22 protein-coding genes are annotated in these 22,279 nt (G+C 56.6%); 10 read left to right on the top strand and 12 right to left on the bottom strand.

Translation table 11 applies throughout. The features are described 5' to 3' along the window. The first annotated feature begins 17 nt into the window (after positions 1–17). The gene (locus tag AC2T6E_RS19250; RefSeq protein WP_000383991.1) at positions 18–215 is read left to right on the top strand and encodes a YpfN family protein; all 198 of its coding nucleotides are present in this window, start codon (positions 18–20) and stop codon (positions 213–215) included. 38 nt (positions 216–253) lie between these two features. Here the strand turns inward: AC2T6E_RS19250 and ypfH are convergent, their stop codons facing one another. The 6 genes from ypfH to dapA form a co-directional block, all read right to left on the bottom strand. Continuing rightward, positions 254–949, bottom strand: coding sequence for an esterase (ypfH, locus tag AC2T6E_RS19255; protein WP_010433816.1), 696 nt, complete (start codon positions 947–949; stop codon positions 254–256). A 73-nt stretch (positions 950–1,022) separates the two neighbouring features. Then, on the bottom strand, positions 1,023–2,969 hold the full coding sequence (locus AC2T6E_RS19260; protein ID WP_486692888.1) for a tRNA(Met) cytidine acetyltransferase TmcA: 1,947 nt from the start codon (positions 2,967–2,969) through the stop codon (positions 1,023–1,025). Continuing rightward, positions 2,969–3,838 (bottom strand): KPN_02809 family neutral zinc metallopeptidase, encoded by an 870-nt coding sequence (gene ypfJ / locus AC2T6E_RS19265; RefSeq protein ID WP_029485160.1) that lies wholly within the window; start codon positions 3,836–3,838, stop codon positions 2,969–2,971. The genes AC2T6E_RS19260 and ypfJ overlap by 1 nt, the downstream gene beginning before the upstream one ends. 120 nt (positions 3,839–3,958) lie before the next feature. After that, positions 3,959–4,672 (bottom strand): phosphoribosylaminoimidazolesuccinocarboxamide synthase, encoded by a 714-nt coding sequence (gene purC, locus AC2T6E_RS19270; RefSeq protein ID WP_010433825.1) that lies wholly within the window; start codon positions 4,670–4,672, stop codon positions 3,959–3,961. 109 nt (positions 4,673–4,781) lie between these two features. Continuing rightward, positions 4,782–5,816, bottom strand: a complete 1,035-nt coding sequence (gene bamC / locus AC2T6E_RS19275) for an outer membrane protein assembly factor BamC (RefSeq protein WP_108416690.1) — start codon at positions 5,814–5,816, stop codon at positions 4,782–4,784. 16 nt (positions 5,817–5,832) lie between these two features. After that, positions 5,833–6,711, bottom strand: a complete 879-nt coding sequence (gene dapA / locus AC2T6E_RS19280; protein WP_010433831.1) for a 4-hydroxy-tetrahydrodipicolinate synthase — start codon at positions 6,709–6,711, stop codon at positions 5,833–5,835. Positions 6,712–6,856: 145 nt separating this feature from the next. Here dapA and AC2T6E_RS19285 point away from each other — a divergent pair, with 145 nt between their 5' ends. Both AC2T6E_RS19285 and bcp read left to right on the top strand, forming a co-directional pair. Further along, positions 6,857–7,426, top strand: coding sequence for a glycine cleavage system transcriptional repressor (locus AC2T6E_RS19285; protein ID WP_042715787.1), 570 nt, complete (start codon positions 6,857–6,859; stop codon positions 7,424–7,426). Then, the gene (gene bcp / locus AC2T6E_RS19290; RefSeq protein ID WP_120157742.1) at positions 7,426–7,896 is read left to right on the top strand and encodes a thioredoxin-dependent thiol peroxidase; all 471 of its coding nucleotides are present in this window, start codon (positions 7,426–7,428) and stop codon (positions 7,894–7,896) included. Before AC2T6E_RS19285 ends, bcp begins: the two co-directional genes overlap by 1 nt. 96 nt (positions 7,897–7,992) lie before the next feature. Here the strand turns inward: bcp and AC2T6E_RS19295 are convergent, their stop codons facing one another. Beyond that, positions 7,993–9,057: an AI-2E family transporter gene (locus AC2T6E_RS19295; RefSeq protein ID WP_486692892.1), complete on the bottom strand. Its 1,065-nt coding sequence runs from the start codon at positions 9,055–9,057 to the stop codon at positions 7,993–7,995. 221 nt (positions 9,058–9,278) lie between these two features. On the opposite strand from AC2T6E_RS19295, the gene bepA reads away from it, so the two are divergent. Next, positions 9,279–10,742 carry a beta-barrel assembly-enhancing protease gene (gene bepA / locus AC2T6E_RS19300; protein WP_010433840.1) on the top strand — a complete coding sequence of 488 codons (1,464 nt, stop codon included), beginning with the start codon at positions 9,279–9,281 and terminating at the stop codon, positions 10,740–10,742. Between the two features lie 15 nt (positions 10,743–10,757). Then, positions 10,758–11,114 carry an arsenate reductase (glutaredoxin) gene (arsC, locus tag AC2T6E_RS19305; RefSeq protein WP_120157741.1) on the top strand — a complete coding sequence of 119 codons (357 nt, stop codon included), beginning with the start codon at positions 10,758–10,760 and terminating at the stop codon, positions 11,112–11,114. Here the strand turns inward: arsC and AC2T6E_RS19310 are convergent. Further along, positions 11,111–11,935, bottom strand: coding sequence for an XRE family transcriptional regulator (locus AC2T6E_RS19310; RefSeq protein WP_265186025.1), 825 nt, complete (start codon positions 11,933–11,935; stop codon positions 11,111–11,113). The two genes, arsC and AC2T6E_RS19310, sit on opposite strands and share 4 nt — an antisense overlap. 147 nt (positions 11,936–12,082) lie before the next feature. Here AC2T6E_RS19310 and celB point away from each other — a divergent pair, with 147 nt between their 5' ends. Genes celB through AC2T6E_RS19325 form a run of 3 tightly spaced genes read left to right on the top strand, consistent with a single transcriptional unit; the run spans position 12,083 to position 15,780 of the window. Further along, on the top strand, positions 12,083–13,402 hold the full coding sequence (gene celB / locus AC2T6E_RS19315; RefSeq protein WP_126816148.1) for a PTS cellobiose transporter subunit IIC: 1,320 nt from the start codon (positions 12,083–12,085) through the stop codon (positions 13,400–13,402). Positions 13,403–13,405: 3 nt separating this feature from the next. Next, positions 13,406–14,362: a glycosylasparaginase gene (locus AC2T6E_RS19320; protein WP_148400487.1), complete on the top strand. Its 957-nt coding sequence runs from the start codon at positions 13,406–13,408 to the stop codon at positions 14,360–14,362. Then, positions 14,362–15,780, top strand: a complete 1,419-nt coding sequence (locus tag AC2T6E_RS19325) for a leucyl aminopeptidase family protein (protein WP_431642471.1) — start codon at positions 14,362–14,364, stop codon at positions 15,778–15,780. The genes AC2T6E_RS19320 and AC2T6E_RS19325 overlap by 1 nt, the downstream gene beginning before the upstream one ends. Before the next feature lie 87 nt (positions 15,781–15,867). On the opposite strand, the gene AC2T6E_RS19330 is transcribed toward AC2T6E_RS19325, so the two are convergent. The 4 genes from AC2T6E_RS19330 to AC2T6E_RS19345 form a co-directional block, all read right to left on the bottom strand. Continuing rightward, complete coding sequence (locus AC2T6E_RS19330) at positions 15,868–16,569, bottom strand: DnaA inactivator Hda (RefSeq protein WP_211438414.1); 702 nt, start codon at positions 16,567–16,569, stop codon at positions 15,868–15,870. Between the two features lie 94 nt (positions 16,570–16,663). Next, positions 16,664–17,953, bottom strand: a complete 1,290-nt coding sequence (gene uraA, locus AC2T6E_RS19335) for a uracil permease (protein ID WP_089597849.1) — start codon at positions 17,951–17,953, stop codon at positions 16,664–16,666. Positions 17,954–18,036: 83 nt separating this feature from the next. Next, positions 18,037–18,663 carry a uracil phosphoribosyltransferase gene (gene upp / locus AC2T6E_RS19340; protein ID WP_010433852.1) on the bottom strand — a complete coding sequence of 209 codons (627 nt, stop codon included), beginning with the start codon at positions 18,661–18,663 and terminating at the stop codon, positions 18,037–18,039. Between the two features lie 226 nt (positions 18,664–18,889). Beyond that, positions 18,890–20,320 (bottom strand): 6-phospho-beta-glucosidase, encoded by a 1,431-nt coding sequence (locus tag AC2T6E_RS19345; RefSeq protein ID WP_431642412.1) that lies wholly within the window; start codon positions 20,318–20,320, stop codon positions 18,890–18,892. 266 nt (positions 20,321–20,586) lie between these two features. Here AC2T6E_RS19345 and purM point away from each other — a divergent pair, with 266 nt between their 5' ends. After that, positions 20,587–21,624, top strand: a complete 1,038-nt coding sequence (gene purM, locus AC2T6E_RS19350) for a phosphoribosylformylglycinamidine cyclo-ligase (protein ID WP_108416701.1) — start codon at positions 20,587–20,589, stop codon at positions 21,622–21,624. Beyond that, the gene (gene purN / locus AC2T6E_RS19355; protein ID WP_182401083.1) at positions 21,621–22,262 is read left to right on the top strand and encodes a phosphoribosylglycinamide formyltransferase; all 642 of its coding nucleotides are present in this window, start codon (positions 21,621–21,623) and stop codon (positions 22,260–22,262) included. Before purM ends, purN begins: the two co-directional genes overlap by 4 nt. The last annotated feature ends 17 nt before the right edge of the window (positions 22,263–22,279 follow it).

Genomic DNA, 22,279 nt, shown 5'->3' on the forward strand with positions numbered 1-22,279 from the left:
GCTTAGAGGATTAGCGAATGGACTGGCTTTCAAAGTACTGGTGGATTCTGGTGTTGGTGTTTCTGGTAGGCGTGCTGCTGAACGTGATTAAAGATCTGAAGCGCGTTGACCATAAGAAGTTCCTCGCCAACAAACCGGATCTTCCGCCACATCGTGATTTTAACGACAAGTGGGACGATGAAGACGACTGGCCGAAAAAGGACCAGAAGAAGTAATCGATCTGTTTCCCCTCTCCCTGGGAGAGGGGGAAACCTCACATAAACTCTACAATATCATCATCATTCGGCTTACCACCGCTGAGCGCTTCGTCGAAGTAGTGCTTCGGCACGGTATAACGCAAACGATCGAGCGCAAACTGCATGCTGCGGTCGTCAATCGCGTGCCCCAGATCGTCAACGATATCCAGCGTGACGTCCCCGCCAGCGCGGATAAGCGATTCCTGCGCGGCAACCGCATGCGAAAGCTCAATCACCCGATCTTCACCACCGTGGATCAAATGAATGGTAGTCTGCGTCGTCACGCTGCCGGGCAGAGTGGCGAAACGACCGTTAAAGGCAATCACGCGGGATACCAGCCCCGGCTGCGCTTTCACGCTCTCCAGCGACATAATTGACCCCTGTGAAAAACCAATCAGCGCCGTTGCGTCAGCGCCCACGCCGCTCTGCTGCTGCCAGTAGCGTACGGTATCGATGAAGGTCGGCATGATGGCATCGATGCGCGCCTGACGGTTCTCTTCCGTCACACCCTGCACCGAAAACCACTGGCGACCTTCAGGGCCGCAAGGCTCTACGCCGCCGATGCTGACAATCAGTGCATCCGGGAAAACTGGCGCAAACCAGCTGCCAATCTGCCCCATATTGACGGCGTTATCGCCAACACCATGAAACAGCAGCAGTAACTGTTTAGCCGGTTTTTCAGGGCTTTGAACAACAAAATGGTCGTGTTTCATGGCGATCTCCTTAAGTGATGAGCAGGATTCTACGCCTCTGTGGGGTAATGACCATGCCACTTTACTGATGAAGTCATTGAAAAAATTGCCATTGCAAAATGTCGCCTTTCAACTTCTGACAGCGTGTTTCATCAAGACTTTCAAGCGCTTGTGCTGTTTCTTTGCGCAGGTTCGCCAGCAAGGATTTTCGCCCGGCGTTATCCGTTTCCCCCGCCAGTTTACTGCGCAAAAGCGGGAGCGGCATATCCACGTTTAACAGCAAGCGGGTTAACGCGGCAACGGAGGTCGAGAACGCCCGATGGGCAAAGGCAAACCCCGCCAGCTCCTGCCAGTCGTCATTATTAAGGGTAGCTTCCCAGCCATCTGACACCGGGATCTTTTCGCCATTCCAGGCCGAGAGGACCCGGGCGTCACGCCGCAGACGCTGATGTGCCTGCGCGCACAGCTGATGCCCCGCCTCGCTGAGCGGCAGCAACGCCATCGCGGTGAAGCAGCCGCTGCTCGCTTCGCGGTGGCTACCTATCCGCACCAGCACAAAGCCGCACTGCTGCCAGAAGCGCCACAGCTCGTCGGTATAGCCAAAACTCACGGAGAGATAATCCTCCCCGCTGGCGCTACGGATAAGCCGACGACCAATACCTTCCCGTTGACGATGGGGATGAACGGCAATACGCGTGATCCGTCGGCCCTTAAGCGTCGCCGCCAGAGGCGAGCCGCCGTGGGCAGCCAGAGACTGCGCCACCAGATTCCCACGCGGCCGACGAAAACCCGCCCACACCGCGCGACTAAGCTCTGGGGATAAGCCGCCCTCCTCCACCAGCCAGAGAGCACCGGCGAGGGTTGAGTCGGTTTCAGCAACGGTAAAATGCTGTCCCGGCGCGTCCATCATCCGGCGTAAATCAAGCGGGGACGTGCGGTAATGCGCGGCACATAACAGCTCATAAACGCCTGCCACACGCGCCGGATTGCTTTCCCACATCTGCGGCTCCAGCGACGTTAAACGCACGTCACCTTCCGGTTTCTGGTCGATGAGCGCATCGTCAAACAGCAGAATCGCTGACACCACCCGCTCGAGGGGGCACCCGGCAGCCCAGCGAACCGGCGCTGTTAAGGTGAAAGACTGCAACCCGCTGAATCGGGTGCAAAACTTCAGCAGAAAACCCCGGCCTGTTCCTTCATAACCCTGAACCGTGGTGGTCAACAGAGCGCGGGGAAAACGCTCAACCAGCTTTTCAAGAAGCGGTCCCGGAATGGCGGCCGCCTCATCGACAATCAGCCAGTCGGCCTGCAGCGTCGAGGCGAGCAGGGCATCCGGTGCCATAAAGTGAAAATGCTCTCCCGCAAAACGGGCGAGGACATCCGTTGCCCCTTTCGCCGGTGCAGTCACTACCGCATTGCCCTGAATACGCTTTAGCAACATTCCTGCAAGCGCTGACTTTCCGCGTCCACGAGGTGCCGTGACCGCCACGACGCCAGTATTCATGGCCAGGAGCGTACGCAGGATGTCAGCCTGCTCACGCTGCGGGTCGCCGCTGGCTGGCTGCCAGTCAGGGGTTTCAGGAAACGGAGGAAGCGCTAGCGGTTGGTTTTGGCACCACAGGATAGTGTCAGGGTCAGCGGCGATGGTGCGCTGGAAATGGTGCACAAAATGCGGCGTGGCGATAGGCTCGGCGCTGTCGCTCCAGCGAACGGAGTCGCTGTCCGGTGTTTCCGCCCAGACGGAGAAAGGCGGAACCAGCAGCACCAGCAGACTCCCGGCGCGCAGCGTCCCGCTGAGGGCGGCAAAGGCCGAGACGTCGAACCCCGCGCGAGCATCAAAAACCGCGTGCTGAAACTCACGCCCCAGCAGCCCGCTGATAGCTTTCGACGGGTGTTCATCCAGCCACAGCCAGTCTCCAGGCTGGGCATCGCGCAGGGCCACCGCCTGCGTCAATGTCCAATGCGCATCGCCGCTGAGTACAACCAAACGACGATGACCTTTACGCCTGAGCTGGCTGATCAGATGTTCAAACGGCAACATTACATCGCTTTGCCGAAGGTATTACATTGCGCAGGGTCACCGCTGTCGAAGCCACGTTTAAACCAGCTGTAACGCTGCTCTGATGTACCGTGAGTGAAACTGTCTGGTACCACTCTCCCCTGGCTTTGCTGCTGGAGACGGTCATCGCCGATGGCCTGCGCGGCGTTCAGCGCCTCTTCAAGGTCGCCCGTTTCCAGAACGCCCTGCTGTTTCATGCTATTGCCCCAGACGCCGGCGAAGCAGTCCGCCTGCAGCTCCATTTTGACAGAAAGACGGTTCACTTCAGCCTGAGACGCATTCTGCTGAAGCTGACGCACTTTAGGCTCGATGCCGAGCAATTTTTGCACGTGGTGGCCGACCTCATGCGCGATCACATAGCCCTGGGCAAAATCGCCGTCGGCACCCAGTTTGCTTTTCATGTCATCATAAAATGAGAGATCGATATAGACAGTGCTGTCCGCCGGGCAGTAGAACGGCCCCATCACGGACTGTCCGGTACCGCATCCGGTGCGCGTCGCACCGCGGTACATCACCAGCTTCGGCTGCTGATAGGTACGCCCCATTTTCTCGAACTGCTGGCCCCAGGTTTCTTCTGTGGTCGCAAGAATAACGGAGGTAAATTTGGCCGCTTCATCTTCGTTCGGGCTGATGGAGCGCTGCGAGTACTGTTGTTGCTGGAGCGGCTCCCCGGTCATCAAACCGGTGAGATCCACACCGTAATACCCTGCGACCAGCACCACAATCAGCAGGATGATACCGCCCTTTCCACTGGGCAACCGGAAGCCGGGACCGCCCATTGAAGGGCCGCCGCCGCCACTGCTGCGCCTGTCTTCTACATTGTCACTTTCACGACGCCCTTGCCAGCGCATAACCACCTCGAACTATTCCATTAATAATAGCTATGATCGTAGGCGGTTAATGACAAGATTACCATAGTAAACAAGGGTAAGACGCCAAAGGATATGAATATCCTTTGGCAATTGAGGAGATTAGTCGAGCTTAACGCCTAAACGGTGAGCAACCGCTTCGTACGCTTCAATCAGGCCACCCAGGCTCTGACGGAAACGGTCTTTATCCATTTTATCCAGGGTTTCTTTATCCCACAGGCGGCTGCCGTCCGGGGAGAACTCATCGCCCAGCACCACTTCGCCTTTGAACAGACCGAACTCCAGCTTGAAGTCGACGAGGATCAGCCCTGCGTCATCAAACAGTTTTTTCAGCACATCGTTCGCTTTGTAGGTCAGCTCCTGCATACGCGCCAGATTCTCTTTGCTCACCCAGCCGAAGGTTTCGCAGTAAGATTCGTTGACCATCGGGTCGTGCATGGCGTCGTTTTTCAGGAACAGGTCAAACAGCGGTGGATTCAGTTCGATACCTTCTTCAATGCCGAGACGCTTCACCAGGGAGCCAGCGGCACGGTTACGAATGACGCACTCAACCGGAACCATGTCCAGTTTTTTCACCAGACATTCCGTATCGGACAATAACGCTTCCATCTGGGTCGGGATACCCGCTTCGGCCAGTTTGCTCATAATGAAGTGGTTGAACTTGTTGTTCACCATGCCTTTACGATCGAACTGTTCAATGCGTGCGCCATCCCCTGCTGACGTATCATTGCGGAACTCGAGCACCAACAGATCCGGGTTTTCCGTGCTGTATACGGTCTTCGCTTTGCCACGATACAACTCAGCTTGCTTCTGCATCTTCATTACTCCTGGTGTGATGATTTGTGTTCAAAACTGGGGATATTATGCCACGCACACGTTTGCGTGGCACGAAAATAAAAAGGGCTGGATTCACCAGCCCTTGTATTTATTTGCTGAATGCCGCCTGGAAGACGGCGACCAGCGCATCATTCTGCGCCTGGGTCAGCGTGTGACCTTTCGGATCGATAAACTGCAGGCTACTGCGGTTATCGAGGTCACCTACCTGAATTTTGTAGTCACCGGAGGCAAGCTGAGGATCTTTCGCGCCCAGTTCCTGCCATGCGCTGTCAGACAGCGGCTTGTAGGTTGCCGTCATGCTACCGGTTGAACGCGTGCTGTCGGTCACTTTCATGCCCACTTTTTCCAGCGTCGCTGGCAGACGCTGCCAGGTCTGGTTAAACGGTGCACGCACCACCAGCATTGGCAGACCGGTGTCATCCGCCGCGCTCTGCACGTCGTAGGAAGAACCACTGCGGTTCTGCGCTGCGTTAGCGGCGTCAGTCGCGTTCTTATCCAGACCCGCTGCAATGACGTTCAGCATTTCGGTGCTGTAACGCTGCATAGATGCAGCATCAGCAACCGGTTTACCCGCCTGCTCCAGGTTTAACAGCTTAACGGTAACCGCCTGCTGATAACCCTGCGGTTTAACGGAGACTTGATAACGACCACGGTACTGCTGATCTTCATCCAGGCGGTTCCACTCGATCCAGTCCGTTGTTAACGTCTGGCTGGCATCATCGCGTTTATCAATCGTGTAGTTCTTCGACTGAATAACGCTGACAACCTGCGGCCACAGCGTGCTGTTGCGGCTGTTTTCAACCATCAGGGATGCCGTATCACCGGTAAACTGGGTACGCGCACCGCTCACCAGCGCCAGAGGCTGAGCAGGTGGACGAATATCAAGCGCTTTACCGACAAGACCACTGCCGTTAGTGACGGGGATATTATAATCGCCGTTTTGAATCGGCAGGATCATGCCAGCCGGTGCATGAAGTTCAGCAAGCGGCGCCGCATCCAGATAGGATTCATCACCGCTCACCTGGCGCTTGTAGCGCGAGTCCGAACTACAGGCAGCGAGCAGCATAACAAGCGAAACACTCGCAACCTTCGCCAGGCGCGACTTCTGTACTGAATAAGCCATCAAATCTCCCTAAACTTTACAGCAAACCGGCATGCTTCAGCGCGCCAGCGACAATTTCACGACCGTGGTCGGTAATCGGCGTCATTGGCAGACGCAGCGTGTCGGATGCTACAAGTCCCAATTCCTTACACGCCCATTTCACTGGGATCGGATTGGGTTCGACAAATAATTTATTGTGCAATGGCATCAGACGCTGATTAATCACGCGAGCTTCATCAAAATGACCGGCCGCGGCCAGTTTGCACATTTCCGCCATATCGCGGGCCGCAACGTTAGCCGTTACGGAGATCACGCCATGACCACCGAGCTGCATAAAGTCCAGCGCGGTCGCATCGTCGCCGCTCAACAGGATAAAGTCATCTGAAACCAGCTCTTTGATCTGATGAACGCGGCTTAAGTTCCCTGTCGCCTCTTTAATCCCGATAATATTTTTTACTTTCGAGAGACGGCCAACGGTTTCCGGCAGCATATCGCAACCGGTACGGGACGGCACATTATACAGAATTTGTGGCAAGTCAGTATGTTCTGCGATGGCTTTGAAATGCTGGAACAAACCTTCCTGAGTTGGACGGTTGTAGTAAGGCGTGACGGTCAGACAGCCAACAATGCCGCTGTCGTTAAAACGTTGAGTCAGGCTGATAGCTTCTGCGGTTGCGTTAGCCCCTGTTCCTGCGATGACCGGGATACGTCCATCAGCCAGCTCCAGGGTCAGCATAACCACATCGCCGTGCTCTTCGTGGCTCAGCGTGGCAGATTCACCGGTAGTCCCTACCGAAACGATCGCCGAGGTTCCATTGGCGACATGGTAATCAATGAGCTTCTTCATGCTTGACCGGCAGACATTACCTTTTTCATCCATCGGTGTAACAAGCGCGACAATACTTCCCGTGAACATGAGCCATCCTCTGTGCGAACAAGAGTCTCAATGTTACGTTTGGAACTGTAATAAAAGCAAGCGACCTGAGGCGCTCAGGCGGTTGTATGCATGTTTTTTTTATGCTTTCCTTAGGAAGACTTAACCAAGCAAAGGAAGAACAGGTTTGACAACCTCATCACAACATTACCTGGTTATCACTGCGCTGGGTGCTGACAGGCCGGGTATCGTGAACACCATCACCCGCCACGTAAGCAGCTGCGGCTGTAATATCGAAGACAGCCGTCTCGCTATGCTTGGCGATGAGTTCACGTTTATTATGCTGCTTTCCGGCACTTGGAACGCCATTACGTTGATTGAATCAACCCTGCCGCTGAAGGGTGCCGAGCTGGATTTGCTGATAGTGATGAAGCGCACCACCGCGCGTCCGCGTCCGGCACTGCCTTCCACCGTCTGGGTGCAGGTTGAAGTGCCTGATTCACCGCATTTGATTGAGCGTTTTACGGCGCTTTTTGACAGCCATCAGATGAACATTGCCGAACTGGTTTCCCGTACGCAGCCAAGCGATGACCATGCTCTTCCGGTGCTGTTTATTCAAATTACCGCGCACAGCCCTGCATCACAGGATGCGTCAAATATCGAGCAAGCGTTCAAAGCCCTCTGTACAGAATTAAACGCGCAGGGCAGTATAAGCGTCGTAAATTATTCGCAGCACGAACAGGATGGAGTTGAGTAATGAATCCACTGAAAGCCGGTGACATCGCACCGAAATTTAGCTTGCCGGATCAAGACGGCGAGCAAGTAAATTTGACCGACTTCCAGGGACAGCGTGTTCTGGTCTATTTCTACCCGAAAGCCATGACGCCGGGCTGTACCGTACAGGCCTGCGGCTTGCGCGACAACATGGATGAGTTGAAAAAAGTCGGTGTAGAAGTGTTGGGCATCAGCACTGACAAGCCAGAAAAGCTGTCACGATTTGCGGAAAAAGAGATCCTGAACTTCACGCTACTTTCCGATGAAGACCACCAGGTTTGCGAGCAGTTCGGCGTCTGGGGTGAGAAAACGTTTATGGGTAAAACCTACGACGGTATTCACCGCATCAGCTTCCTGATTGACGCTGACGGTAAAGTTGAGCATGTGTTTGACGACTTCAAAACCAGCAACCACCACGACGTGGTGTTGAACTGGCTGAAAGCAAGTGCCTGATAAACAGCAAAACGGCAACCCAGGTTGCCGTTTTTAGTGTTTTCCCCCTCTCCCCGTGGGAGAGGGTCGGGGTGAGGACAACAGGCCGCACAAAACCTACTTCTCTTCCATCGCTGGCACATCCGGCCACGCGTGAACCACGGCTTTAATCAGCGTCGCCAGCGGAATGGCAAAGAACACGCCCCAGAATCCCCACAGCCCGCCGAAAATCACCACTGACAGAATAATCACCAGTGGATGCAGGTTTACCGCTTCCGAGAACAGCACCGGCACCAGCAGGTTACCGTCCAGTCCCTGAATAATCAGGTACACCGCGAAGCAGCTCCAGAACTCCGTACCCAGACCAAACTGGAACAGCGCGACGCCCACCACCGGGATGGTCACCACGAAGGCACCGATATACGGGATCAGCACCGACAGCCCCACCAGCACCGCCAGCAGCAGCGAGTAGTTCAGGCCGAAAATCAGGAAGCCAATCCAGGTCGCGACACCCACCACAATCATCTCCAGCACCTTGCCGCGAATGTAGTTGGTGATCTGCTGGTTCATCTCCTGCCAGACCTGCCCTGCCAGACCACGGTTACGCGGCAGTATGCGCCTGACGGCGTTAAGCATCTGTTCTTTATCTTTTACCAGGAAGAAGACCATTAACGGCACGAGCACAAGGTAAACCGCCAGCGTCAGCAGGCCGACCAGCGAGGCCAGAGAGTATTTCACCACCGAGTCGCCCATCGTCATGATGCGGGCGCGCATGTTTTCGGCCATCGCGTCAATAATCCCGGCATCCATCAGGGCGGGATAACGACGCGGCAGCGTGGCGGCGAAATCAGAGAGCTTATTCAACATGCCGGGCATATCACGGATCAGGTAGATCCCCTGCTGCCAGGCAACCGGCATGACCACAAATGCCATCAGTAACACTATGCCGACAAACAGTACCAGTACGATGCTGGTGGCCCAGCGGCGGGAACAGCCGATATTTTCCAGACGCGCCGTTGGCCACTCCAGCAAATACGCCAGCACAATCGCCACCAGCAGCGGCGCAAGCAGGCCGCTAAAGAAGAACAGAATACCGAACCCGGCAACCAGAATAACCAGCAAAGCAATGGCTTCCGGGTCGCTAAACCGACGCCGATACCACTGCATTAACATTTCGAGCATACAACCCTTCCCTGAATCGAATGGCGGGAGTGAGAGGCTGAATTGTATCTAACTGTCACAAAAAAGACTTTCGCTTTTTGTATCACTGTAACGATTCGCAAAAGCCTGATGAATGGGATTTTCTTCATGTCGCAACACGGCTACACTCGCAGGTCAGTGGAGATGAACGATATGCCGGTTCATCGGTCAAATTGACACATCCAAAATACAGGACAGTGGTTATGTTCAGGCAGTTGAGAAAAACACTGGTTGCGACACTTATCGCCGCACTGACTGTCGGTCAGGCTGCACCCGCCTTCGCTGATTCGGCCGACTCGTTGCCGGACATGGGTACCACAGCAGGAAGCACGCTCTCCATCGGTCAGGAGATGCAAATGGGCGACTACTATGTTCGCCAGCTGCGCGGCAGCGCCCCGCTGATCAATGACCCGCTGTTGGTGCAGTACATCAATGGTCTGGGCATGCGGCTGGTCGCGCACGCCGATTCGGTAAAAACCCCTTTCCACTTCTATTTAATTAATAACGACGAAATCAACGCCTTCGCCTTTTTTGGCGGCAACGTGGTGCTGCATTCGGCGTTGTTCCGCTATTCCGATAACGAAAGCCAGCTGGCATCCGTCATGGCGCACGAAATTTCGCACGTTACCCAGCGTCATCTGGCGCGTGCGATGGAAGACCAGAAACGTAACGCCCCGCTGACCTGGGTTGGTGCGCTGGGCTCTATTCTGCTGGCGATGGCCAGCCCGCAGGCCGGGATGGCGGCACTGACCGGGACGCTGGCGGGCACCCGCCAGGGGATGATCAGCTTTACCCAGCAAAACGAACAGGAAGCGGACCGCATCGGGATTCAGGTGCTGCAGCGTTCAGGCTTTGACCCGCAGGCCATGCCGAGCTTCCTCGAAAAACTGCTCGATCAGGCGCGTTACTCCTCACGTCCACCGGAAATCCTGCTGACGCACCCGTTACCTGAAAGCCGACTGTCGGACGCCCGTAACCGAGCTAACCAGATGCGTCCGGTTGTGGTGCAGTCCTCACAAGATTTCTACATGGCAAAGGTGAGAACCCTGGGGATGTACAATTCCGGGCGTAACCAGCTCACCAGCGATCTGCTGGACGCGCTCTCCAAAGGCAACGTGCGGGAGAAAAACGCGGCTCAATATGGTCAGGCGCTGCAGGCGATGGAGGCCAGTAAATATGACGAGGCGCGTAAAGCGTTGCAGCCGCTGCTGGCCGCCGAGCCAAACAACCCGTGGTATCTCGACCTCTCAACCGATATCGATCTGGGACAGAAAAAAGCCACCGACGCCATCAACCGCCTGAAAGGGGCAAAAGACGTTCGCACCAACCCGGTGTTGCAGCTTAACCTGGCGAACGCTTACTTACAGGGCGGTCAGCCTGCCGAAGCGGCGACCATTCTGAACCGCTACACCTTTAACAATAAAGACGATCAAAACGGTTGGGATCTGCTCGCGCAGGTTGAAGCCCAGCTCGGTAACCGCGATCAGGAGCTGGCGGCACGTGCCGAAGGCTTTGCGCTGGTCGGTCGTCTCGATCAAGCCATTTCTATGCTGAGCAGCGCCAGCTCGCAGGTCAAACTCGGCAGCCTGCAGCAGGCCCGCTACGATGCACGCATCGATCAGCTGCGCGCTCTGCAGCAGCGCTTCAAGCCGTACGAAAAGATGTAATAAGGAAGAAAAAACATGACAGACGCGGTAAAAATCTACCATAACCCTCGCTGCTCCAAGAGCCGGGATACCCTCAGCCTGTTGAAATCTAACGGCGTTGAACCAGAGGTGGTGCTGTATCTCGAAACGCCGCCGGATGCACAAACCCTTCGTCAGCTGCTGCACATGCTGGGAATGGGCAGCGCCAGAGAGCTGATGCGCCAGAAAGAAGACCTGTATAAGTCGCTCAATCTGGACGACTCACGTTTGTCAGAGGACCAGCTGGTGCAGGCGATGGTTGAGAATCCAAAGCTGATTGAACGCCCGATTGTGGTGGCGAACGGCAAGGCGCGCATTGGACGTCCGCCGGAAGACGTGCTCGAGATCCTCTAGCCCTTATGCCGCAGCGCTTCCAGAAAGGCCTGCGGCGTACTTTCCCCCAGCTTTTTCTGCGTTTTCCCCCGGTTGTAAAACTCGCACAGCGCGATCAGCACCGCTCCTGCGGGTTCATCATTCACGCGTGGAATAATATCGCGTAACGGCACCGCCACCTGAAGCGCATTGTGTTTATGTGGATGCGTTTTCACAGCCACGTTCTGCACCGTTAGCGTCACCTCAAAGCCAAAAGTCTCAATAGATTGTATATCAGCCGGGCAGGCATCAAGCAGCGCCTGCGTCCAGGTGTTAAAGAGCTGAGGCGAGCGTCCCGCAAAAAGCCGGGCATAGCACCAGCCGCTCACCGGCTCACGCGCCCAGAGCAGGTGTTGCTCCCCGCCATCGTCCATGTGAAGCGACAAAGGCAGATGATGCAGCGTCAGCGCGTGCGGCATAATGCCTGCCTTCAGCGCCTTTTTCCCCTGCAACGGCGCCCCTTTTTGTTTCGCAGAGGCCGGTTTGAGATAGCGATTCAATGTCGCCCGGGACACGGGGATCCCCAGCACGCCGTTGACCATCTGCAGCAGTTCATCTAACGGCGCGCCCGAGACGTCACGCAGGGCATTCACCAGTGCGACCTGATCTTGTCTCATCGCTTTGTGTATCACTTTCGGTGTCGTCTGGTTATCCGAAACCTGCTCGCGGTTACGCCAGCGCCTGACGGTCGTGACCGAGATCCCAAGCTCAACGGCCAGCTCTCTGTCGCTTTTGTCTGACTGCTGAAGATAGCGACGGATGCGCGGCGTGGTGGTGGCATTAGCGTGCAGTTTAATTTCCATCCCGATAATTCCATTAACTAATCATATGAGATTTATATAACACCAGCGAACGCTTTGTGACCGATTTCACCTTTCGCTCGCCGCGCTTCACTGATAATCCACAGACATAACATAAACAACGCCACTCAATCTTGTACGGAGTTCACAATGAACAATGTTCTGGGATTTCTTGAAGCAAAACTGATGCCGCTGGCGGCCAAAACGGCACAACAGCGTCATCTCGGGGCCATTCGCGGCGCCTACGTGTCATTCATGCCGTTTATCATCGTCGGCTCTATTCTGCTGGTGATCTCCTCTTTCCCGAATCAAACCTATCAGCAGTTTATGTCTCAGGCCTTTGGTGAGAGCTGGAGCGCCATTATTGAAATACCGTTCAACGCGGTGTTCTCCACCATGTCGCTGTTCATCAGCTTCCTGGTGGCGTTCCGCCTGGCGGAACACTACGGGGAAGACCGCATCTCCTGCGGCATTCTTTCGCTGGTCGCCTTTCTGATCCTCACGCCGTTTATTAAGGTGGCGGAAAACGGCGGTATTACCGTCATTCCGGTGGAGTGGATTGGCAGCAAAGGGCTGTTCGTGGCGATGATCGGTTCCCTGCTGTGGACGGAGCTGTTCTGCTGGCTCAAGCGCAAAAAACTGGTGATCAACATGCCGGACGGCGTACCTCCGGCGGTGCAGGAGTCGTTCGCCGCGCTGATCCCGGCTCTGCTGGTGATGATTCTGGTGCTGGGTATCCGTATCGTCTTTGAAAACACCCACTACAGTACCATCCACCAGTTTATTTACGACGTGGTTGCCACGCCGGTGCGCCACTATGGCACCTCATACTTTGGCGCGCTGATGACGGTATTCAGCATCACCATTCTGTGGTCCGTAGGCATTAACTCCGGCTCAATGATTAACGGCATTATTCGTCCGCTGTGGATGGAGAACCAGACCGACAACATCGCGGCGATTCAGGCAGGCACAACGCCGCCGCACATTATCACCGAACAGTTTTTTGACATGATCTGGATGGGCGGTGCGGGGGCCACGCTGTCGCTGGTGATTGCGATGCTGATTTTCGCCCGCAGTAAAAACATGCGCGAAGTGGCGCGCCTCGGCGCGGGCGCGTCGGTGTTCAACATCAACGAACCGATTCTGTTTGGCCTGCCGGTGATCATGAACCCGATCATGCTTATCCCGTTCAACCTGGTGCCGCTGGTGCTGGTTACCGTTCAGTATGCGGCGATGAAAATTGGCGCGGTTGCCGTCACCACCGGGGTGTTCATTCCGTGGACGCTGCCGCCGGTGATCAGCGGCTTTATCGTCACCGGGCACCTGAGCGGCAGCGTCATGCAGCTTCTCAACCTGCTGATTGGCGCCATGCTGTACCTGCCTTTCATGCGTATCCTGGATAAACAGTACCGCGCGGCGGAAATGGCCAGCGTTACGCAAACCGACACCACCCTTGCAAAACAGGAGTAAAGCATGTGGGGAATTATCGCAACCTGGCGAATGGCGCTTGAAGGCGTCACGGAGTCTGCATCTGCGCTGGCTGCGGGCAAACCTGTCGCTCCGGCGGTGGTGGATGCCGTCGCCGCCGTCGAGGACTTTCCGTTTTATAAATCCGTCGGCTACGGCGGACTACCCACCGAAAACGGCGAGGTGGAGCTGGACGCCGCCTATATGGACGGCGACACGCTGGCCTTTGGCGCCGTGGGCAATCTGGTGGATATCGCCAACCCGGTGCGCGTGGCGCACGCGCTCAGCCGCCAGCGCTACAACAGCCTGCTGGTCGGCCAGGGCGCGCGGGAATGGGCGCTGAGCCAGGGCTTTGCCGATAAAACCATGCTCACTGACCGCGCCATGCAGCACTACCGCAAACGCTGCCGCGAAACGCTGGATAAAGGCTTAAGCCCTTACGACGGACATGACACCGTGGGCATTATCGGCCTTGATAAGCAGGGCTCGATGAGCGTCGCCACCTCCACCAGCGGCCTGTTTATGAAAAAGCGCGGCCGCATTGGTGATTCGCCCATTATTGGCTCCGGCTTTTACTGCGACAGCGAAACCGGCGCCGCCACCGCCACGGGCGTCGGTGAAGATCTGATGAAAGGCTGCACCAGCTACGAAATCGTCCGCAGGATGGCGCAGGGTATGACGCCACAGCAGGCGGCAGATTCCGTGGTGTTCGAACTGGAGGACAAGCTGATGTCGCGCTTCGGCCGCGTGGGCGATCTCTCCGTGGTATGCATGAATAACAGGGGCGAGTTCGGCGCGGCAACCAACATCAAAACCTTCTCGTTCGTGGTCGCAACGGCCCGCCAGCCTCTCACCGTTTATCGTACCGAGCGCCTGCAGGAAAAGACGCATTTTCACGCCGTGGATGAGGAGTGGATGCAGGCCTACGCCGCGCGGATCCGCGCGCCGATTGAGGAGTCATGATGATTACGTATCAGTTTATCACCGCGCTTTCTGACGCAAAGCCGCAGAGCCACTTGATTGCCCGCGCGGGCAGTCACCTTCTGCCGCAAAATGCACTTGTCGCAGAAATGCGCGAGTCAGACGGCATCGCAGATACCCGCTTTGGCTGTGCCCCGTTTGCCCGAATCACCCTGCTACCGGATGCGCTCTGGCAGGACAGCCTGACCGAAGGATTACTGACGGCGTTGCGCCCGCTGCTGGCCTCGCCCGTCAGCCCCGAGCTGATACTGGACGTGACTAATATCGACGAGGTGGTGCTTGCGCAGGTGCTGCGCTTTCTGTTTAACCAGGCGCACAGGCTGAGTGATTTGCAGTTGAAGAAAACCAGTGACAAGGTCCGTGTTGAACATATCACCGCGCTCTGCTTACCCGAACAGCAGGACCGACTGGCGGTTATTTTCCGCCGGCAGCAGGCCATCGCCCACGGCATGGTCGCGGCGCGACGCCTGGCCGATACGCCGTCGGATCGCTGCACGCCGCAGTTTGTGGTGGAAGAGGCGCAAAAACTGTGTGCCGCCTTCCCTGCCCTGCGGTGTGAAGCGCTGGATGAAAAGCAAATCGTTGAGCAAGGTCTGGGGCTGCTGCACGCCGTCGGCAAAGGGGCGACCTGTCCGCCTCGCCTGCTGGCGATTCATTATGACGGTGCCAGCGACGGTCCGGTGCGCTGCTATGTCGGCAAAGGCATTACCTTCGATACCGGCGGCCTGTGGCTGAAGGACGGTGCGGGCATGTACACCATGAAATACGACATGTGCGGTGCGGCCAACGTGCTGGGGTTGATGCTCACCGTCGCAGATCTGGGGCTTCCCGTTCGCATGATGGGCGTGCTGGCGCTTGCGGAAAATGCCGTCGGGCCGGACGCCATGCAGCCCGGCACGGTGGCAACGGCCTGTAACGGCACCACGGTGGAAATCAACAACACCGATGCCGAAGGCCGACTGGTGCTGGCGGACGCCATCGCCTGGGCCAGCCATCGCCATCCGCAGGCGCACTATATTATTGATATGGCGACCTTAACCGGCGCAGTCGTCAAAGCGCTAGGCTATGAATTGAGCGGATTAATGACGCAGGATGAACCGCTGCGCGCGGCGCTGACGCTGGCGGGTAAGCAGAGCGGCGATGAAGTGTGGTCCCTGCCGCTGGACGCCCGGCTGAAAAAACAGACCGACAGCGCCATCGCCGACCTGTGCAACACGCCGACCAACAATGCGGCAATCAGCGCCTCGGCGGCGTGGCTGCTGCATCACTTCTGCCCGCCGACAATCCCGTGGGCGCATCTGGACATCAGCGGTACGGCGCTGTGGCGAGAAAACGGACGGAGCGTGGCGTCGGGAAGACCGATTCCACTGCTGATGGAGCATCTGATGGGAGATATCTAGCCCGGTGGCGGCTACGCCTTACCGGGCCTACAGGGTCTGGCAGAATTTCGTAGGCCCGGTAAGCGCAGCGCCACCGGGCGAACAACCTCAAAGCTTGAGAATATCTTTCACAAACGGAATGGTCAGCTTGCGCTGGGCGGTAATAGAGGCGCGATCGAGCTGATCGAGCGTGTCAAACAGCGTGCGCATTTCCCGATCAAGCCGTTTAAGCAGGAAGCGTCCCACGTCTTCCGGCAGCTCAAATCCTCGCTGCTTAGCACGCAGCTGAAGCGCCTGCAGCTTATCTTCATCCGACAGCGGCTGGAGCTTATAGATTTGCCCCCAGTCCAGACGAGAGGCCAGGTCCGGCAGCCCCAGATTCAGCTGACGCGGCGGACGATCGCCGGTGATCAGCAGCCGGGTTTTACCCGATTCCAGAATGCGGTTGTAGAGGTTAAAGATCGCCATTTCCCACGGCTCATCACCCGCCACACATTCGATATTATCGATGCAGACCAGTGAGAGGTGTTCCATTCCCTCAAGCACCTCAGGCACGAACCAGGTACGTTTATCCAGCGGCACATAACCTACCGCATCACCGCGCGCTGAAAGCTCCGCGCAGGCAGCATGCAGCAGGTGGCTGCGCCCCGCGCCTTCGCGTGACCAGATATAGATGTATCCGCTGTGATCCTGGCGCAGCACGTTTTGCAGTGCAGCCAGTAAAGAGGGGTTATCCCCCGGCCAGAAACTCGCGAAAGTTTCGTCGTCAGGGAGATAAAGTGGCAGAGAGAGCTGTGCCGGTCCGTTCAGAAGTACCTCAACCAGATCTTACATAAAATCGGAACGGAGTTTAACACGGAACCCGCGAGGAGAGAACCGGGCGATCCCTCGCCCGACTTTTCGATCAATGGGGTGCTTTTTCGCTGTCGTCCGCATCCAGAATTTCTTCTTCAGGACGCAGAACGGAAATCAGCTTAAAGATCAGGCTCAGGCCTACACCCACAATGGTCGCGAGCGCCATGCCCTTCAGCTCGGCCGCACCGATGTGCACCTTCGCGCCGCTCACGCCGATAATCAGGATAACGGAGGTCAGGATCAGGTTCTGCGCCTTGCTGTAATCCACTTTGGATTCAATCAGCACGCGAATACCGGAAGCACCGATCACCCCGTACAGCAGCAGAGAAACGCCGCCCATCACCGGCACCGGAATGATCTGAATCGCTGCCGCCAGCTTGCCCACGCAGGAGAGCAGGATGGCGATGATCGCCGCCCCGCCGATAACCCAGGTACTGTAGACGCGGGTAATCGCCATCACGCCAATGTTCTCGCCGTAGGTGGTGTTTGGCGTGGAGCCGAAGAAACCGGAGATAATGGTCGAGAAGCCGTTCGCAAACATGGAGCGGTGCAGGCCCGGATCGCGGATTAAATCGCGCTTAACGATGTTCGCCGTCACCACCAGGTGGCCGACGTGCTCCGCAATCACCACCAGTGCGGCTGGCAGAATGGTGAAGATAGCGAACCACTCAAAGCGCGGGGTGTAGAAGGTTGGCAGTGCGAACCAGTGCGCCTGAGCAATCGGGGTAGTATCCACCACGCCCATTGCGAAGGAGAGCGCATAGCCCGCCAGCACGCCAATCAGGATCGGGATAATCGCCATGAAACCGCGGAACAGCACGGAGCCAAACACCGTCACGCCCAGCGTCACCAGCGAGATGATAATGGTTTTGGAATCCGGTGACTGGCCGTCCGCAGGCAGCAGACCGGCCATGTTCGCCGCAACGCCCGCCAGCTCCAGGCCGATAACGGCAACGATTGCGCCCATCGCCGCTGGGGGGAACATCACGTCCAGCCAGCCGGTACCCGCTTTCTTCACGATGAAGGAGACCAGGCAGAAGAGCACGCCACACATGATAAAGCCGCCGAGCGCGACCTCATAACCCAACGGCAGCAACAATAGCACCGGCGAAATAAAGGCAAAGCTCGACCCGAGATACGCCGGGATTTTGCCTTTACAGATAAAGAGGTACAGCAGCGTCCCAACGCCGTTGAACAGCAACACGGTAGCCGGGTTAATGTGGAACAGGATTGGCACCAGCACGGTTGCGCCAAACATGGCAAACAGGTGCTGCAAACTAAGCGGGATAGTCTGTAAAAGCGGCGGTCTTTCACTCACCCCGATAGCACGGCGCGTCATAGTGTTTTCCTCTGTGTAGTATTGTTGGTGTTTTATTCAAAAAAAAGCCGACTATCAAAGTCGGCTTATTTATCGTTATTCGATTATTTCGTACCAAAGATCTTATCGCCGGCATCGCCGAGGCCCGGGATGATGTACCCGTGCTCGTTCAGCCCCTGGTCGACAGAGGCGGTATACAGCTCAACGTCCGGGTGCGCTTTCTCCAGCGCTGCGATCCCTTCCGGCGCCGCGACCAGCACCAGCACCTTAATGCTGTTACAGCCCGCATTTTTCAGCAGGTCGATGGTGGCAATCATAGAACCGCCGGTTGCCAGCATTGGGTCAACCACCAGCGCCATACGCTCGTCGATGTTAGACACCAGCTTCTGGAAGTAAGGAACCGGCTCAAGGGTTTCTTCGTTACGATAGATCCCCACCACGCTGATACGCGCGCTTGGCACGTGCTCCAGCACGCCTTCCATCATGCCGAGACCGGCACGCAGGATTGGCACCACGGTAATTTTCTTACCTTTGATCTGCTCAACCTGTACCGGGCCGTTCCAGCCTTCGATGGTCACTTTTTCCGTTTCCAGATCGGAGGTCGCTTCGTAGGTCAGCAGGCTGCCCACTTCAGAAGCCAGTTCGCGAAAACGCTTCGTGCTGATGTCATGCTCACGCATCAGGCCCAACTTGTGTTTAACGAGTGGGTGTTTCACTTCCACAATCTTCATTCTCTTTCTCCTCTGAGGTGGCATCCGCAAAAAAATCGCGGGATTATACCGCTTTTTTCGGATTGCGCCATACCCATCTTGCTTGACGTACATCAAGCAAAGTGATTTAGAGACAAAAAAACCGGAGGCGAAACTCCGGCTTGGGTGCGGGGTTCTGCCGGGTGGCGCTAACGCTTACCCGGCCTACACGTCCCGTAGGCCCGGTAAGCGCAGCGCCACCGGGCAATTATAGCTGCTCGCCGTTGCTCGCAATCACCTGCTTATACCAGTCGAACGACTTTTTCTTACTGCGGTTCAGCGTGCCGTTCCCTTCGTTATCTTTATCGACAAAGATAAAGCCGTAGCGTTTTTTCATTTCGCCCGTTCCGGCAGACACCAGGTCGATACAGCCCCACGGGGTGTAGCCCATCAGATCCACGCCGTCTTCCACCACCGCTTTTTTCATCTCGCTGATATGCGCGGCGAGGTAATCAATACGGTACTGATCGTTTACGGTGCCGTCGCTCTCCTGCACGTCGATCGCGCCAAAGCCGTTTTCAACGATAAACAGCGGCAGCTGATAGTGATCCCAGAACCAGTTCAGGGAGTAGCGCAGCCCCACCGGGTCAATCTGCCAGCCCCAGTCGGATTTCTGCACGTACGGGTTAGAGACCAGGCTTTTGCTCTCGTCGTAGTCCAGCTGCGGGTTGTCCGCCGTCGCCTTGGTGGCGAAGGACATGTAGTAGCTGAACCCGATGTAGTCCACGCAGCCCTGCGTCAGCGCCGCTTTATCTTCTTCGGTGATATCCAGTGCAAAGCCGCGACGCTCGAAGTAGTTGAGCAGATGCTGCGGGTACCTGCCGCGCACGTGCACGTCGGTGAACCAGTAGCGGCGGTGCATGGCGTTCATCGCCATCATCATGTCGTCCGGCGCGCAGGTCAGCGGATAGATAGGACACATGGCAATCATGCAGCCGATCTGCAGCGACGGGTTAATCTCGCGTCCCGCCTTCACCGCCAGGGCGCTGGCCACCAGCTCATAGTGCGCGGCCTGGAACATCACCGGCTCTCGGTCTTCACCCGGCGCGTACTTCAGCCCGGAGTTGGTAAACGGCGCAAAGTCTTCGTGGAAGTTAGCCTGGTTGTTGATCTCGTTAAAGGTCATCCAGTACTTCACCTTATGCTGGTAGCGCTGGAAAACCACTTTTGCGAAGCGAACAAAGAAGTCGATCAGCTTACGGTTGCGCCAGCCGCCGTATTCGGTGACCAGATGGAAAGGCATCTCGAAGTGAGAAAGCGTAATCACCGGTTCAATGCCGTGCTTCAGGCACTCGTCGAACAGATCGTCATAGAATTTCAGGCCTGCCTCGTTAGGCTCAAGCTCGTCCCCTTTCGGGAAGATCCGCGTCCAGGCGATAGAGGTGCGGAAACATTTGAACCCCATCTCGGCAAAGAGTTTGATGTCTTCTTTATAGCGATGGTAGAAATCGATGGCTTCGTGGTTAGGGTAATTTTTCCCGTCCAGCACGCCGTTGGTGATTTCACGCGGCACGCCGTGCGCGCCTGCGGTCATCACATCGGCCACGCTCACGCCCTTGCCGCCCTCTTTCCAGCCGCCTTCGAGCTGGTGCGCCGCTACGGCCCCACCCCACAGAAAACCTGCTTTAAATCCTGACATTTGCTTTCCCTCATTCTGCGTTATTTTCTGCAAAAACAATTACAGAAACCGGTTTCAGTTCGATGATGTGCAAAGGGAATACCCGTTGCAAGCAGTTCTCAGAAACCGGTTTCATTTTCGTGAACAGAGTCAAGTTTGGCTGCATCCACGGGACAGACAGAAAAAAAGATCCCCACGTCCAGAATAGGCTCGCAAACGTTTGCCTGGACTGTTAGAATTGCGCCGATTTTTCTTACTAGCTATGCAATCGCGTGGGGATTTAAGCCGTGACCAACAAAACTTCTCTCAGCTACAAAGATGCCGGTGTTGATATTGACGCAGGTAATGCGCTGGTTGACCGAATCAAAGGTGTGGTGAAGAAAACCCGCCGCCCGGAAGTGATGGGTGGCCTGGGTGGCTTCGGCGCGCTGTGCGCACTGCCGCAAAAATATCGTGAACCTGTTCTGGTCTCGGGTACTGACGGCGTAGGCACCAAACTGCGCCTGGCGATGGATTTAAAACGTCACGACACGATCGGTATCGATCTGGTCGCGATGTGCGTGAACGATCTGGTGGTACAGGGCGCAGAGCCGCTGTTCTTCCTCGATTACTACGCGACCGGCAAACTGGATGTGGACACCGCAGCCAGCGTGATTAGCGGTATCGCCGAAGGCTGCCTGCAGTCCGGCTGTGCGCTGGTCGGCGGCGAAACCGCGGAAATGCCGGGCATGTACCACGGTGAAGATTATGACGTCGCAGGCTTCTGCGTCGGCGTAGTAGAAAAATCAGAAATTATCGACGGCAGCAAAGTGGCCGACGGCGATGTGCTGATCGCGCTGGCCTCCAGCGGTCCGCACTCAAACGGTTATTCCCTGGTACGTAAAATCCTCGAAGTGAGCGGCTGCGACCCGCTGACCACCGAGCTGGACGGTAAACCGCTGGCTGACCATCTGCTGGCACCGACCCGCATCTATGTGAAAAACGTGCTGGAACTGATCGAGAGCGTCGACGTTCACGCCATTGCTCACCTGACCGGCGGCGGCTTCTGGGAAAACATCCCGCGCGTTCTGCCGGACAACACCCAGGCGGTGATCGACGAATCCTCATGGCAGTGGCCAGCCGTCTTCAACTGGCTGCAGACCGCAGGCAACGTGAGCTCTCACGAAATGTACCGCACCTTTAACTGCGGCGTGGGTATGGTTATCGCCCTGCCAGCAAGCGAAGCGGATAAAGCCGTTAAGCTGCTGACTGAAAAAGGTGAAAACGCGTGGAAAATCGGTACGATTAAAGCTTCCGATTCCGAACAGCGTGTGGTCATTGAATGAAAAACATCGTGGTGCTCATTTCCGGCAACGGAAGCAATTTGCAGGCAATCATAGACGCCTGCAAACAGAAGAAAATCAATGGCACCATTCGGGCAGTCTTCAGCAACAAGGCCGACGCGTTCGGCCTTGAGCGCGCGCGGGAAGCGAACATTCCCGCGCACGCGCTGGAAGCCAGCCAGTTCGCCGGGCGTGAGGCCTTTGACCGCGAACTGGTGCAGGAGATCGATGCCTACGCGCCGGACGTGGTGGTGCTGGCGGGTTACATGCGTATCCTGAGCCCGGCATTTGTCGAACACTTCGCCGGACGTCTGCTGAATATTCACCCTTCTCTTCTGCCGAAATATCCCGGCCTGCACACCCATCGTCAGGTGCTGGAAAACGGTGACGAGGAGCACGGCACCTCTGTCCATTTCGTGACCGACGAACTGGACGGCGGCCCGGTGATCCTGCAGGCAAAAGTGCCGGTCTTTGACGGCGACAGCGAAGACGACGTGACCGAACGCGTACAGACCCAGGAACATGCCATTTATCCGCTGGTGGTAAGCTGGTTTGTTGAGGGGCGTCTGGAGATGCGCGACGGCGCAGCCTGGCTGGACGGCGTGAAGTTACCCCCGCAGGGTTATGCGGCCGAAGAGTAGTTTGTTATGTCGGGTGG

Source organism: Enterobacter sp. B79-1 (genome assembly GCF_057444735.1).